The sequence below is a fragment of the Nocardiopsis sp. L17-MgMaSL7 genome (assembly GCF_003182025.1).
Classification (GTDB): Bacteria; Actinomycetota; Actinomycetes; order Streptosporangiales; family Streptosporangiaceae; genus Nocardiopsis; species Nocardiopsis prasina.
In genome coordinates this window covers 181,235-194,445 of the sequence record NZ_QGTF01000009.1, presented here as the reverse complement: position 1 = coordinate 194,445, position 13,211 = coordinate 181,235, and the positions used below count along the sequence as shown (strand labels likewise).

Annotated in this window: 12 protein-coding genes and 1 pseudogene; 11 read left to right on the top strand and 2 right to left on the bottom strand. The window is 71.9% G+C overall.

Annotated features, from left to right (window positions below):
* Positions 1 to 13 precede the first annotated feature (13 nt).
* Genes BDW27_RS17765 through BDW27_RS17755 form a run of 3 tightly spaced genes read left to right on the top strand, consistent with a single transcriptional unit; the run spans position 14 to position 1,706 of the window.
* The gene (locus tag BDW27_RS17765; protein WP_017545529.1) at positions 14 to 220 is read left to right on the top strand and encodes a hypothetical protein; all 207 of its coding nucleotides are present in this window, start codon (positions 14 to 16) and stop codon (positions 218 to 220) included.
* The gene (locus BDW27_RS17760; protein WP_017545530.1) at positions 217 to 918 is read left to right on the top strand and encodes a phosphoadenylyl-sulfate reductase; all 702 of its coding nucleotides are present in this window, start codon (positions 217 to 219) and stop codon (positions 916 to 918) included. The genes BDW27_RS17765 and BDW27_RS17760 overlap by 4 nt, the downstream gene beginning before the upstream one ends.
* The gene (locus tag BDW27_RS17755) at positions 915 to 1,706 is read left to right on the top strand and encodes a sirohydrochlorin chelatase (protein ID WP_199560690.1); all 792 of its coding nucleotides are present in this window, start codon (positions 915 to 917) and stop codon (positions 1,704 to 1,706) included. Before BDW27_RS17760 ends, BDW27_RS17755 begins: the two co-directional genes overlap by 4 nt.
* A gap of 89 nt (positions 1,707 to 1,795) precedes the next feature.
* On the opposite strand, the gene BDW27_RS17750 is transcribed toward BDW27_RS17755, so the two are convergent.
* Positions 1,796 to 2,980: an MFS transporter gene (locus tag BDW27_RS17750; protein WP_110050363.1), complete on the bottom strand. Its 1,185-nt coding sequence runs from the start codon at positions 2,978 to 2,980 to the stop codon at positions 1,796 to 1,798.
* A gap of 297 nt (positions 2,981 to 3,277) precedes the next feature.
* On the opposite strand from BDW27_RS17750, the gene BDW27_RS17745 reads away from it, so the two are divergent.
* From BDW27_RS17745 to BDW27_RS17725, 5 genes are all read left to right on the top strand, one after another.
* Complete coding sequence (locus BDW27_RS17745; RefSeq protein WP_110050362.1) at positions 3,278 to 3,946, top strand: pyridoxal 5'-phosphate synthase; 669 nt, start codon at positions 3,278 to 3,280, stop codon at positions 3,944 to 3,946.
* 147 nt (positions 3,947 to 4,093) lie between these two features.
* Positions 4,094 to 5,725, top strand: coding sequence for an acyl-CoA dehydrogenase family protein (locus tag BDW27_RS17740; RefSeq protein ID WP_110050361.1), 1,632 nt, complete (start codon positions 4,094 to 4,096; stop codon positions 5,723 to 5,725).
* A 277-nt stretch (positions 5,726 to 6,002) separates the two neighbouring features.
* Positions 6,003 to 8,147, top strand: coding sequence for a glycogen debranching protein GlgX (gene glgX, locus BDW27_RS17735; RefSeq protein ID WP_110050360.1), 2,145 nt, complete (start codon positions 6,003 to 6,005; stop codon positions 8,145 to 8,147).
* 105 nt (positions 8,148 to 8,252) lie between these two features.
* Positions 8,253 to 9,056 carry a pyrimidine reductase family protein gene (locus BDW27_RS17730; protein WP_110050359.1) on the top strand — a complete coding sequence of 268 codons (804 nt, stop codon included), beginning with the start codon at positions 8,253 to 8,255 and terminating at the stop codon, positions 9,054 to 9,056.
* 165 nt (positions 9,057 to 9,221) lie between these two features.
* Positions 9,222 to 10,010: a GntR family transcriptional regulator gene (locus BDW27_RS17725; RefSeq protein ID WP_110050498.1), complete on the top strand. Its 789-nt coding sequence runs from the start codon at positions 9,222 to 9,224 to the stop codon at positions 10,008 to 10,010.
* Between the two features lie 325 nt (positions 10,011 to 10,335).
* Here the strand turns inward: BDW27_RS17725 and BDW27_RS17720 are convergent.
* Positions 10,336 to 10,722, bottom strand: a pseudogene (locus BDW27_RS17720) (hypothetical protein); the annotation flags it as partial.
* Positions 10,723 to 10,973: 251 nt separating this feature from the next.
* Between BDW27_RS17720 and msrB the strand changes: the two are divergent.
* The 3 genes from msrB to BDW27_RS17705 all read left to right on the top strand — a co-directional run bounded on the left by msrB (position 10,974) and on the right by BDW27_RS17705 (position 13,146).
* Positions 10,974 to 11,420 (top strand): peptide-methionine (R)-S-oxide reductase MsrB, encoded by a 447-nt coding sequence (gene msrB / locus BDW27_RS17715; protein ID WP_017547289.1) that lies wholly within the window; start codon positions 10,974 to 10,976, stop codon positions 11,418 to 11,420.
* 258 nt (positions 11,421 to 11,678) lie between these two features.
* Positions 11,679 to 12,347: a phosphatidylserine decarboxylase gene (locus BDW27_RS17710; RefSeq protein ID WP_017547290.1), complete on the top strand. Its 669-nt coding sequence runs from the start codon at positions 11,679 to 11,681 to the stop codon at positions 12,345 to 12,347.
* Positions 12,334 to 13,146, top strand: coding sequence for a phosphatidylcholine/phosphatidylserine synthase (locus tag BDW27_RS17705; RefSeq protein WP_110050358.1), 813 nt, complete (start codon positions 12,334 to 12,336; stop codon positions 13,144 to 13,146). The genes BDW27_RS17710 and BDW27_RS17705 overlap by 14 nt, the downstream gene beginning before the upstream one ends.
* Positions 13,147 to 13,211: the final 65 nt, after the last annotated feature.

Sequence of the window (13,211 nt, the reverse complement as noted above, 5' to 3'; positions counted from 1 at the left end):
GAAGAGGTGCGCCGTGTCCGAAAGGGCCGCGCCTTACTACTGCCCCTACTGCGGCGACGAGGACCTGATGCCCGAGGAGGGCGCCGCCGTCAAGGGTGAGGGCTACCCCTGGGCCTGCCTGTCGTGCGCCCGGGTGTTCCGAGTCAAGTACGTGGGCCTGCGCTCCGCCTCGTTCTCCGCGGGCGGAGCCCCCTCCAGACCGACGGAAGGCAACGAATGAACGCCACCATCGCCAAGACCGGCGGACCGGAGTCGGCCGCGCGGGCCGCCCGTGAGCTGGAGGAGGCCTCGGCCCCGGAGATCATCGCCTGGGCGGCCGAGACCTTCGGCTCCGAACTCTGCATGACCTCCTCCATGGCGGACGCGCTCATGGTGGATCTGGCGTCCAGGGCCGCTCCGGGGATCGACGTGATCTTCCTGGACACCGGCTACCACTTCCCCGAGACCATCGGCACCCGTGACGCCGTGGCCTCCGTGTACGACGTCAACCTGATCACCGTGGAGCCGCTGCGGACCGTGGCCGAGCAGGACCTGGCCCTGGGCCCCCGGCTGCACGGGCGCGACCCCGGCATCTGCTGCCACCTGCGCAAGGTGGAACCCCTCCAGCGGGCGTTGGAACCGTACTCGGCGTGGCTGACGGGGCTGCGCCGGGAGGACTCGGTAACCCGCCGGGACACCCCGGTGGTGCAGTGGGACCGGCGTCGGCGGATGACCAAGGTCAACCCGATCGCCCGGTGGACCCAGGAGGAGGTGGACGCCTACATGTCCGAGCACGGGGTCATGGTGAACCCGCTCCAGTACGACGGGTTCCCCTCGATCGGCTGCGAGCCGTGCACCCGTCGTGTGGAGCCGGGCGAGGACCCCCGTAGCGGCCGCTGGGCCGGGACCGGCAAGACCGAGTGCGGAATCCACGTATGAGTGCCGGTGCGGGGTCCGGACCGGGCACCTCGGTCCCGCTGCTGGCGGTGGCGCACGGGAGCCGGGACCCGAGGTCGGCCGAGGCGGTCTCGGCCGTCTTCGACCGGGTGCGTGCGCTGCGGCCCGGGCTGGACGTGCGCCTGTCGTACCTGGACCACGTGGCCCCCGGCGCGGAGGAGGCCCTGGACGAGCTGGCCTCCGGCGGCGCCGGTGAGGTCGTGGTCCTGCCCGCCCTGCTGACGGCGGCCTTCCACAGCAAGGTGGACCTGCCGTCGGTGCTCGACCGGGCGCGTGAGCGCGGCCCGTGGCTGCGGCTGCACTACGCCGACACGCTGGGCCCGCACCCGCTGCTGTTGGACGCGGTGGAGCGGCGTCTGGCAGAGGCGGGGGCCCGCGCCGAGCCGGAGACGGCGCTGGTGCTGGCCTCGGCCGGGTCGAGTGACGCCGGGGCCAACGCGGTGATCCGGGCGATGGCGGACGAGCTCGCGGAGCGGGGCCCGTGGGGCGAGGTGGTGGCCGCCTACGCCTCGGCGTCCGAGCCGAGCCCGGGCCGGGCGGTGCGGGAGTTGCTGGAGCGCGGCCACCGGCGCGTGGCGGTGAGCGGCTACCTGCTGGCTCCCGGTTTCTTCTCCGACCGGGTGCGTGAGCAGTCGACGACGGCGGGGGCGTCGGTGGTCGCCGACTCCCTCGGAGACGTGCCCGAGCTCGCCCGTGTGGCGCTGGAGCGCTACGACGCGGCGGTCGCGGCCCGGCACTCCCCCGTGCGGGAGTCGGCCGCACGACCGTGAGGGGTCGAGGGCGGGCGGCCCACGGTGCCGCCCGCCCTCACCTGTTCCCGACCGGCGGGTGCCCGCCAAGCGGAGCGTCGGCGGCCGGGTCAGGCAGCGGCGGTGACCGCCGCCGCGAGCAGGATCGCGGCGGAGAACAGCAGCGCGCCCGGGGCTCCCACCGCGCCCGCGACGCCGGCGGCCGCGGCGGGTACGGCGACCTGGCCCACGCGGTTGCCCCAGATGCGCAGGGCCAGGGCGGCCCCTCGGGCGCCCTCCGGGGCCAGGGTGGTGACCTGGGCCATGGTCAGGGGCTGTCCCAGACCGAGCAGGAAGCCGCCCACGACCAGCACCGCCGCCAGGACGGCGAACCCGCCCAGGGGCAGCGCCACCAGGGTGAGCGAGACGGCGGCGACCGCGGTGCTGGTGACGACCAACGCCTTGCGCGACCACCGGCGCCGCATCCACGGCAGTGTGAGGCGTGAGAGCAGCGAGGCACCGGCGCGCATGCTCAACAGGACGCCGACGAGCATGGGGGACAGGCCCCGGCTCTCGGCGATGAGCGGCAGGTAGGCCGTGAGGATGTCCACGGCGGTCAGCAGCGCCAGGCTGGTGAACAGGGCCGAGGGCATGCGGCGGCGGCGCAGGAGGTCCCGGGTGGGGACCGGGGGCGCGGCCCTCTGCTCGGCGGTGCGCCTCATCGGGCGCAGCCGCGCCAGGGGGATCAGCGGCAGGACTCCGAGGGCGGCGACGACCCCGGCCACGACCAGCGCGGTGGAGGTCGCGGAGAGCAGTTCCGCTCCCGAGGCGTCGGCGAGGATGGCCCCGGAGATCAGTGGTCCGGCGAGCTGGCCCAGAGAGGCCGCGGCGGTGAACCAGCCGAAGTCGCGGTCCAGGTGTTCGGGGCGCGAGTAGCGGGCGATGAGGGCCTGGGCGGAGACCATGCACAACAGGTGGCCGACGCCCACGACCGTGCTGGCCAGGGCCAGGCCGAGCAGCCCACCGGAACCGGCCAGGAACAGGCTTCCCACGGCCAGGATGACCGAGCCCAGGCCCGCGATCCATGCGATGCGCGCCGCGCGGTCGGTGAAGCGGCCCAGGGACACCGCGATCACCAGGGGAAGCAGGGCGTAGGCGGCGGTGACCAGCCCGACCTCGACGGCCTCCCCGCCTACGGCGATGGTGCGGTAGGAGATGAGGGGGCGGACGAGGTTGAGCGCGGTGTGGGTGAGCACCACGCTGCCCAGCAGTCCCCAGAGCCACCGGGAGCGTTCCGTCGGTCCCGAGTCCGTCATGGTCCCCCTCGCGGCGTGTCCTGTGTGGACACCTCGCGGATTCGTCCCGTGACGGGATGATGGCACGAGCGGGGTGTCGTACGGCGTCGGGCATCGTATCGAAGGAGCCGGTCAGGGAGGCGTGCCGGGGGTCCCGGGTTCGCCTCCCGGGTGGCTGCGGGTTGGGGGTCCACGTGCGAAGCCGTGTGCGGGGCGGTGGCGCCGGTCGGAAGCAGCCGGCGGTCGGGCGGTCGGCGCCCGTTCCCGGCGCCGGTTGAGTAGGTTCGGGGTACTGGAACCGAGCGGACGGAGTAGGCGATGGCCGGGCGGGACGAAATCCGGGACATGCTGCGCGGACTGCGGGTCTTCGCTGGGCCCATGGCGGCCTTCGACCCCTCCGCCGCCCCGGACGACCCGGCGGACCTGTTCGTGGAGTGGCTGGGCGAGGCCATCGAGGCGGGCGTGCCCGAGCCGCACGCGATGACGGTGGCCACCGCCGACGCCGACGGGGCGCCCTCGGCGCGCGTCCTCATCCTGAAGGACCTCACCGCCGAGGGGTGGTCGTTCGCGACCACCACGACCTCCGTCAAGGGGCGGGAACTCGCGCGGAACCCGAAGGCCGCGCTCCTCTTCTTCTGGGGGCTCCAGGGGCGTCAGATACGGCTGCGCGGCCCCGTGGAACTGGCCGGACCCGAGGAGCGAGCGGCCGACTTCACCGCCCGCTCGCTGGAGGGCCGGGTGGCGGGCCTGCACGGACGCCAGAGCCAGCCCCTGGACAGCCTGGAGACCATCCACACGACCGCCGAGGAGAGCCGCGCCCGGTTGGAGGCCGACCCCGGGCTGGTGCCCGACCACTGGGGCCTGTACCGGCTCGCACCCACCGAGATCGAGTTCTGGCAGGCGGACCCCGAGCGGCGCCACACCCGTCTGCGGTACCGGCGCGAGGACGTCTCGGCCCCATGGGAGCGCGGACTCCTGTGGCCCTGAACCGGGCACCCCGCGCGCGTACGCCTGAGCAGGAGCGGACCGGGGAAGGGGGTCGCGCGGACGTCACCAAACCGGCTTCGGACAGGGGTTCCGGGCAGGGATAGGATTCCCGCACCCGTCCACCCCCGAACCAGGATCGGAGCCGGAATGCCCGACACACACGAAGTGTTCAACCAGGCCACTCCGCTCGGTGACTACAGCGCCGCCGACGACCCCGCCCTCCTGGAGGGCCTGCGCCGCGAGGGCGCGGGCTGGGCGGAGGCCGACGTCCGCGAGATCGGCGACGCGGCGGGATCCGAGCGCGTGCGCGCGTGGGGAGAGTCCGCCAACGCCTACCCCCCGGTCCTGCGCACCCACGACCGCTACGGCCACCGCGTGGACGAGGTCGACTACCAGCCCGCCTACCACGTGCTCATGGACCAGGCCGTGGAGCACGGTCTGCACGCCGCGCCCTGGGCGGACGGGCGCGAGGGCGCCCACGTGGCCCGCGCGGCCAAGTTCTTCCTGTGGTCGCAGGCGGAGAGCGGTCACGGCTGTCCGATCTCCATGACCTACGCCTCCGTCCCGGCGCTGCGCCACTCCCCCGAGCTGGCCGCGCGGTACGAGCCGCTGCTCACCGCGCGCTCCTACGACTTCGGGCTGCGGTCGCCGCTGACCAAGCGGGGCCTCCTCGCGGGTATGTCGATGACCGAGAAGCAGGGCGGCTCGGACGTGCGCGCCAACACCACGCGGGCCGTGCCCACGTCTGAGGGACACCACCTGCTCACGGGTCACAAGTGGTTCACCTCCGCGCCCATGAGCGACGTGTTCCTGACCCTCGCGCAGGCTCCCGAGGGACTGACCTGCTTCCTGGTGCCGCGGGTCCTGCCCGACGGCTCCCGGAACCGGATGTTCGTCCAGCGGCTCAAGGACAAGCTGGGCAACAGGTCGAACGCTTCCGCCGAGCTGGAGTACGACGGTGCCGTGGCCCACGCGGTCGGCGAACCGGGCCGGGGCGTGCCCACCATCATCGAGATGGTCAACAGCACCCGGCTGGACTGCGTGATCGGTTCCGCCTCGGGCATGCGCGCCGCTGTGGTGCAGGCCCTGCACCACGCCGAGACCCGGAGCGCCTTCGGCACCCCGCTCGTGGACCAGCCGCTCATGCGCAACGTCCTGGCCGACCTCGCCCTGGAGTCGGAGGCAGCCACCGCGCTCATGACCCGCCTGGCCGGTTCGGTGGACCGCGCGGTGCGCGGTGACGAGGGCGAGGCGGCCTTCCGCCGTCTGGGCGTGGCCGTGGGCAAGTTCTGGGTGACCAAGCGCCAGCCGGTGCACGCCGCGGAGGCCCTGGAGTGCCTGGGTGGCAACGGGTACGTGGAGGAGTCGGGCATGCCCCGCCTGTTCCGGGACTCGCCGCTCAACTCCATCTGGGAGGGCTCGGGCAACGTGGCCGCGCTGGACGTGCTGCGGGCGATGGCGAAGGCGCCGGAGGCGGTGGAGGCCTTCATGGCCGAACTCGGCACCGCCGCGGGCTCGGACGACCACTACGACGCCGCCCTGAAGCGGCTGGGCCAGGCCCTGGGCGATCCGGAGGAGGTCCAGTACCGGGCCCGCGCGGTGGTGGAACTGATGGCGCTGACCCTCCAGGCGTCGGTGCTGCTGCGCTACGCGCCCACCCCGGTGGCCGAGGCGTTCACCGTGTCCCGCCTGGGCGGCGAGTGGGGGCACGTGTTCGGGACGCTGCCCAGGGGCGTGGACACGGAGCTGATTCTGGACCGGGCTCGGCCCCGGCGCTGATCGTCGGGCTCAGCCCCCGTACGCCGACACCGTGACCCGTGTGCCGACCGCTCCCTGGTGGGGCGGTCGGCACCGTCGGTTCGCGGGCCGAATTCCCCCGAACACCTTTCCCGCCCCTTTCACCGCCGTGCACATAAGCCACAGAAAGCACAGAACGGGCATCCGAGAACGAACATCGGCCCAGTTCGGCATACTTCCGCGGCCGAAGCGGAAGAAAGAAGTCGTCACCATCAAAAACGCCCTTACGGGCCCTGAAACCTAGAGACTGACGACGCCTATGGTGGAAGTGTGGCCAGGTAGTTCCTATCCGCTCGGTGCGACCTACGACGGTTCCGGCACCAATTTCTCGCTCTTCTCCGAGGCGGCCGAACAGGTGGACCTGTGCCTGTTCGACGACGACGGCGAGGAGACCCGCATACCCCTGACCGAATACGACGGCTTCGTCTGGCACGGGTACCTGCCCGGCGTCGGTCCGGGACAGCAGTACGGGTACCGCGTCCACGGCCCCTACGCGCCCGACCAGGGGTTGCGGTGCAACCCGAACAAGCTGCTCACCGATCCCTACGCGAAGGCGCTCAACGGCGACCTCACCTGGCACGAATCGCTCTTCAGCTACCACTTCGCCGACCCGGACCGAAAGAACACGGCCGACAGCGCGAGATACGTGCCCAAGTGCGTGGTGGTCAGTCCGTTCTTCGACTGGGGCAACGAGACGCGCCCCAACACCCCGTACCACCAGACGGTGATCTACGAGGCGCACCTGCGCGGACTGACGATGCGCCATCCGGCCATCCCCGAACACCAGAGGGGCACCTACTCGGGCCTGGCCCACCCGGAGGTCATCGACTACCTCACCTCGCTGGGGGTGACCGCCGTCGAGCTGATGCCCGTCCACCACTTCGTGCCCGAGCACGCGATGGTGGCCCGGGGGCTGACCAACTACTGGGGCTACAACACCCTGGCCTTCCTGGCCCCGCACAGCGGATACGCCGCGCGCGGTTCGCGCGGCCAGCAGGTGCAGGAGTTCAAGGCCATGGTGAAGTCGCTGCACGAGGCGGGCATCGAAGTGCTGCTCGACGTGGTCTACAACCACACCGCCGAGGGCGACCACATGGGTCCCACACTGTCCTGGCGGGGCATCGACAACCTCGGCTACTACCGGGTCAGCGACGAGGACCAGCGCTACTACCTGGACTACACGGGCTGCGGCAACAGCCTGAACGTGCGCCACCCGCACTCGTTGCAGCTCATCATGGACTCGCTCCGCTACTGGGTCCTGGAGATGCACGTGGACGGGTTCCGCTTCGACCTCGCCTCGGCCCTGGCCCGTGAGTTCCACGACGTGGACCGGCTGAGCACGTTCTTCGACATCGTCCAGCAGGACCCGGTGATCTCCCAGGTCAAGCTGATCGCCGAACCCTGGGACGTGGGACCGGGCGGCTACCAGGTGGGGAACTTCCCGCCGCTGTGGACCGAGTGGAACGGCAAGTACCGCGACACCGTCCGCGACTTCTGGCGCGGCGAGCCGGTCAAGGGCGAACTGGCCTCGCGCCTCGCCGGATCGAGCGACCTGTACCAGGACGACGGGCGCCGACCGGTGGCCTCGATCAACTTCATCACCTGCCACGACGGCTTCACCATGGCCGACCTCGTCTCCTACAACGACAAGCACAACGAGGCCAACGGCGAGAACAACCGGGACGGCACCGACGACAACCGCTCCTGGAACCACGGGGTGGAGGGCCCCACCGAGGATCCCGCGATCCTCACGCTGCGCCGCAGGCAGGTCCGCAACTACCTCACCACCCTGTACCTGTCGCAGGGCGTGGTGATGATCTCGCACGGTGACGAGATCGGGCGTACCCAGGGCGGCAACAACAACGCGTACTGCCAGGACAACGAGATCGCCTGGATCGACTGGGAGGGGGCGGGGATGACCGGCGACTACCCCGGCAACGACCTCCTGGCCTACGTTCGCGACCTGGCGCGGCTGCGTCGCGAACACCCGGTCTTCCGGCGCCGCCGGTTCTTCCAGGGCAGCCCGGTTGAGGGCACCAGGGCGGGGTCGGACGGGCTGCCGGACATCTCGTGGCTGCGCCCGGACGGCTCGACCATGGAGGGCGACGACTGGGACACCGGCGAGCGGGCGCTGGGGGTGTTCCTCAACGGGGACGCCATCACCGAACCCGACTCGCGCGGGCGCCGCATCCGCGACAGCTCCTTCGTGCTGCTGCTCAACAGCGGCCCCGAGACGGTGGAGTTCAAGCTTCCGGGCACCGAGTACGGCATGGCCTGGGAGACCGTGCTGGACACCGCCGATCCGGACGTGGAGGGGCGTCCGTTCGTCACGGCGGGGGGACCCGTCCGGGTGATCGACCGCGCCCTGACACTGCTGAGGCGCGTCTCACACCGCCACGGCTGACCGGGCGCGCGTCCGGAGCGGCTCCCCGGGCCGGAGGGGCCGGGTCCCTCGACGGGACCCGGCCCTACGCCGTACACCCGGCCCACACCCCTAACCTGGGTGACCATGTCGAGCACACACAGCGCGGGTGCCGCCCCGGAGCCCGCCCGCTTCCGCGAACTCCTGCCCGTCCCCGGCAACACCGACGTGGACCTGGCCCAGGCCTACGCCTATCCTCTGGCCCTGGACCGGCCCTGGCTGCGCGCCAACATGGTCGCCAGCGCCGACGGCGGGGCGATCGGCCCCTCGGGGCGCAGCCGCGACCTGTCCTCGGACCCCGACCGCAGGGTCATGGGGCTGCTGCGCGGGCTGTGCGACGTCGTCCTGGTCGGCGCCGCCACCGCGCGCAAGGAGGGCTACCGGCCGGTGCGGCCGCGCGAGGTGTGGGACCGGCTGCGTGAGGGCCGTCCGGCCACGCCTCGCGTCGCGGTGGTCTCGCGCTCACTCGAAATCGACGCGGAGCTGCTCACCACGGCACCCGACGACGCCCGCACGATCGTGTTCACCGTCGCGGACGCCCCCGCCGAACTCCGGGAGTTCGTGGCCGAGCACGCCGATCTCGTGGTGGTCGACGGCGTCTCGGTGGGACCCGAGCACATCGTGAACGCCCTGGCCGAGCGAGGCCTGTACCGGGTGCTGACCGAGGGCGGCCCGCACCTGCTCGCGGAGTTCGTGGCGGCGGGGCTGCTGGACGAGCTCTGCCTGACGGTGAGCCCGCACCTGCTGGGCGCGGGATCGCCCCGCATCGTCACCGGCGGCCCGGGGACGCCCGGCACCCTGGAGCACACCTCCGCGAAGAGCACACCCGTGCGGATGGCGCACCTGCTGGAGGCGCAGGGCCACCTGTTCACGCGTTACCTGAGGGAATAGGGGCCCGCGCGGGTCCTCCCCATAACCGCTCGGTTTCGGCCACCCCACAACGACGCATGAACCATCCCGCAACCGGACATACCCGTTGTGTGCCTCCCTAGGGAGGCACTCCGAATGGACACACCGCACCGGCGGGGCTCACCGGTGCGGCCCCTGGGCGAGAGGATGAACGTGGTGCCGACGTCCGAGAACGGGTCCCCTCCGGTGTACCGGGAGATTGCCGAGGAACTACGAGGACGGATCCGCTCCGGACGGTACGCCGACGGCGACCGCCTCCCCGGGGAGAACGCCCTCATGGAGCGCCACGGCGTCGCCCGGGCGACCGCCCGGCAGGCCCTGTCCGTACTCATCAACGAGGGCCTGGCGGTGGCGGTACGCGGGTCCGGTATCTACGTGCGCGCCTTCCGCCCCCTTCGAAGACACGGCGCCCGACGCCTCTCGAAGGACCTGTGGGGTGCCGGACGGGCCATCTGGCAGACCGACGGTGACACACGCGGGTACGAGGTGGCGGGGCTCGTCGTCGACGAGCTCGTCCCCCACGACCACGTCCTGCGGGCCCTGGAACTGGACGAGGGATCCACCGTGGTGCGCCGCTCCCGGCGCTACCTGGTGGACGGACGACCGGTGCAGAGCGCCGTCTCGCACCTGCCCCCGCACCTGTGGGCGGGACGGGAGGAGGCCCCCGCCGCGCGCCGGGTCCGGGCCGAGGACAGCGGCCCCGGGGGCATCTACGCGCGGCTCGCGGAACTCGGGAACGCCCCCGCGCACTTCACCGAGGAGATCCGGGTGCGCATGCCCACCCCCGAAGAGGCGGAGGAGCTGCACCTGGCCCCGGGCACCCCCGTGCTGGAGGTGGCGCGGACCGCGCTGACCGCCGACCACCGGCCCGTGGAGTTCAACGAGATCACCATGGACGGCTCGGCGTACGTGTTGCAGTACGACTTCGACGCCTGAACCCTCCCCGGAGACGTCCCCGCCCCGCCTCGGGTCACACGCGCCCCCGCGCCCGCTGATCGTGCGCCCTCCCCGCTTGGGGAAGACGGGAGGGGCGCCCCGTCTGGGGCGCCCCTCCCTCTCTCGTGGCGGACCGGACACGGCCCGCCGTCCGTCGCTACCTTGTGACGCTCGCACTCGGACTCTCCGCGGTCACGGACTCCCCGCTCGGGGTCCCCGTGAGGTGGTCGCCCACGCGCGGACGCACCACGACCGCGACCACCTCGCTCGGGACCTCGCTGTGAGGCGTCCCCTCGCTCGGGCTCTCCGTCTCCGCGCTCGGGGCTCGACCGCGACGGGAGACGAAGACCAGGTACGAGAGCGGCAGGAGGGTGAGTCCCACCGCCACGGCCCCGGCCGCCGCGAAGAACATGGCGCTGGACGAGGTCATCGCCCACTGCGCCATGCCCATCCCCAGCACGACCGCCACCACCAGGGCTCCGACGGCGATCGCCGTCACCAGCCCGAACAGCTTGCGGTCCCCCCAGGGCTCCGGCCGCGCGTACTCGATTCCGGCGACGGTGGAACGCAGGCTGAGCTCAGCGGCCCAGCGCAGCTCCCGTCCCACTCTCCGGCCCACGCGTGCGGCGACGTCCCCGACGCCCCGCACCCGTGACCGGGGTCCAGCGGTGGTCTGGTCCAACCACCACACTCCGTACCGGATCCTGCCCACGCGCAGAGGCCGCTTGCTCACTCCGAGTGCCTGTTGAGCTGTAACAGCCATGCCACCTGCCTCAGTGCACCTCGATCACTGACCCCTGCAAGAGCCCTACCCGCACGTTCGACCACCGAACGTCATCGAAGGTGAAGTTAGGCGTATGTGGCCTTTAAAGATGATTTACCTAGAGACTGGGCTTAAGCCCGTTTTCTACACACCGTGTCCCCTGTCGGCACCGGAGCGCGTTTCCGGGTAGCGTCGTCACCATGGCTGACGCAGCGGACCAGGCCCCGGACACCAACGGCGGGGCACCCAGGGACCTTCCCAAGAGCGACCAGGAGTGGCGCGAGCGCCTCAACGAGCAGGAGTACGCCGTGCTCCGTCTCTCGGGCACCGAACGCGCCTGGACCGGGAAGTACGTGGACACCAAGACCACGGGTGTCTACCGTTGCCGGGGGTGCGGAAGCGAACTCTTCCGCTCCGGCGAGAAGTTCGACTCCCACTGCGGATGGCCGAGCTTCTTCGACCCGGCCGACACCGACGCCGTGACCCTGCACAGGGACGCCTCGCTCGGGACGGTGCGCACCGAGGTGCGATGCGCCACCTGCGGCTCCCACCTGGGTCACGTCTTCGAGGGCGAGGGGTACGACACCCCCACGGACCTTCGGTACTGCATCAACTCCGTCGCCCTCACCCTGGAGCCCACGGAGTAGGGGGCATGGCATCCTGGGTCGGGGACCGCCCGGACACCCGAACGGGACCGTCCCGGATGCCAGCCCGATCCCCGCTCCCTCCGGATCGGCGATAATCTCACCAGCGCACCGACGTTCGGCCAGAAGTCGACCGGAGGGCGCGCGCGGCGGGACCCCACCCGGTGACCGCGCACACGCGAACCCGGCCACCGCCGGGTTCACCCCTCACAGCGGTAACCGATGTGCGGGCGACCGACCGACCCGCGACGAAAGCGCTCGATGACCGACGACTCACCTTCCTCCTCCGTCTCCCCGCGCCCCCCGGCCAGACCGCGCTTCGGCATGGCCCAGGGTTCCGCCCCGTGGCTGGTGCCGGCGCTCGGCGCGGCCGGCGCCGCCGCCCTGCTCGCCCGGCGTTCCCGGGCCGGGGCCGTGGCCGCCGCCCCGGTGATCGCCCTGGCGGCGGGGATGACCTGGTTCTTCCGGGACCCCAACAGGGGTCCGGCGACCGGGCGGGTCCTGTCCGCGGCCGACGGCGTCGTACAGAGCCTCGACCCCCAGCCCGACGGGCGGATCAGGGTCGCGGTGTTCATGAATCCCCTCAACGTGCACGTCAACCGTGCGCCCCTCGCCGGAGTCGTGACCGGCGTCGAGCACCGCCCCGGGGGTTTCCGCCCCGCCTTCGACAAGGACAGCGAGCGTAATGAGCGCGTCATCTGGACCCTTGAAACCGAGATCGGTGAGATCACGGTCGTTCAAATCGCCGGCGCGTTGGTCCGGCGTATCGTCCCGTATCTCGCTGCGGGGCAGAAGGTCGAGCAAGGCGAGAGGATCGGCCTCATCCGGTTCGGGTCACGCGTCGACGTCTACCTTCCGACCGGGGTCGCCCCGGCGGTGGAGGTCGGCCAGAAGGTCCGCGCCGGAGAAACCCGTCTTGACGCCGACTGAGACCGTCCCCGCAGCAAGGGCCGCCTCCGACCTCTCCGGGGAGGCGCCCCGGCTCCGCTTGGGCGTGGCTGACTACCTGACGCTGGGCAACGCCCTGTGCGGTTTCCTCGCGGTGTGGGCGCTGGCCACGGCCCAGGCCGCGCACCTGGCCGGGGGCGCGGCCGGACCGCTGCCGAAGTCGGCGATGGCCACGGCCGTGGGTCTGATGATGGTCGCCGCCACCCTCGACGTGCTCGACGGCCGGGTCGCCCGCAAGCTGGGCGGCAGCGGCATGGGCGCGGAGCTGGACAACCTCGCCGACGTGATCAGCTTCGGGTTCGCCCCGGCGTTCTTCTTCGTGGTGTGGGGCACCATCACGGGTGGCGCCGGAGTACTGCCCGTGCTGGCGGGCGGCGCCGTGCTGCTCGCGGTGATCGTCCGACTGGCCAGGTTCTCCTGCCAGGCCCCCGACGCGAACTACTTCACCGGGCTCCCGTGCCCGTTCGGGGCGATGGCCGTGGTGACGATCGTGCTGCTGGACCCGCCTCTGCTGGCCGGGGTCGCGGCGGTGCTGCTCGTCTCGTGGCTGATGGTCAGCCGGATGGAGTACCCCAAACCGCGTGGGAAGCGGATCTACGTGGTGCTGGGCATGCTCGCCACGGGCGTGGCCTTCATCGCCGCCTGGGGGCTGGGGCTGCCCGCCGGTGAGGCGCTGATCTACCTCATGAGCGCCCTGGTGCTGCTCACGATCGTCTCGCTCCCCTTCTACGTGATCGCCACCCGTCGCGCGACGCCGCACGTCGGCCCGCACGTCGAGTAGCGTCCACGGACGCCGGTCCGGCGTGACGACGAAGGACGGCCCCCGCGCCCAACGGTGCGGGGGCC

What these genes read in the sequence shown, in the direction of transcription:
- BDW27_RS17760 (WP_017545530.1), top strand. Translation starts at nt 217, where the DNA reads ATGAACGCCACCATCGCCAAGACCGGCGGACCGGAGTCGGCCGCGCGG.
- BDW27_RS17755 (WP_199560690.1), top strand. Translation starts at nt 915, where the DNA reads ATGAGTGCCGGTGCGGGGTCCGGACCGGGCACCTCGGTCCCGCTGCTG.
- BDW27_RS17750 (WP_110050363.1), bottom strand. Translation starts at nt 2,980, where the DNA reads ATGACGGACTCGGGACCGACGGAACGCTCCCGGTGGCTCTGGGGACTG.
- BDW27_RS17745 (WP_110050362.1), top strand. Translation starts at nt 3,278, where the DNA reads ATGGCCGGGCGGGACGAAATCCGGGACATGCTGCGCGGACTGCGGGTC.
- BDW27_RS17740 (WP_110050361.1), top strand. Translation starts at nt 4,094, where the DNA reads ATGCCCGACACACACGAAGTGTTCAACCAGGCCACTCCGCTCGGTGAC.
- glgX (WP_110050360.1), top strand. Translation starts at nt 6,003, where the DNA reads ATGGTGGAAGTGTGGCCAGGTAGTTCCTATCCGCTCGGTGCGACCTAC.
- BDW27_RS17730 (WP_110050359.1), top strand. Translation starts at nt 8,253, where the DNA reads ATGTCGAGCACACACAGCGCGGGTGCCGCCCCGGAGCCCGCCCGCTTC.
- BDW27_RS17725 (WP_110050498.1), top strand. Translation starts at nt 9,222, where the DNA reads ATGAACGTGGTGCCGACGTCCGAGAACGGGTCCCCTCCGGTGTACCGG.
- msrB (WP_017547289.1), top strand. Translation starts at nt 10,974, where the DNA reads ATGGCTGACGCAGCGGACCAGGCCCCGGACACCAACGGCGGGGCACCC.
- BDW27_RS17710 (WP_017547290.1), top strand. Translation starts at nt 11,679, where the DNA reads ATGACCGACGACTCACCTTCCTCCTCCGTCTCCCCGCGCCCCCCGGCC.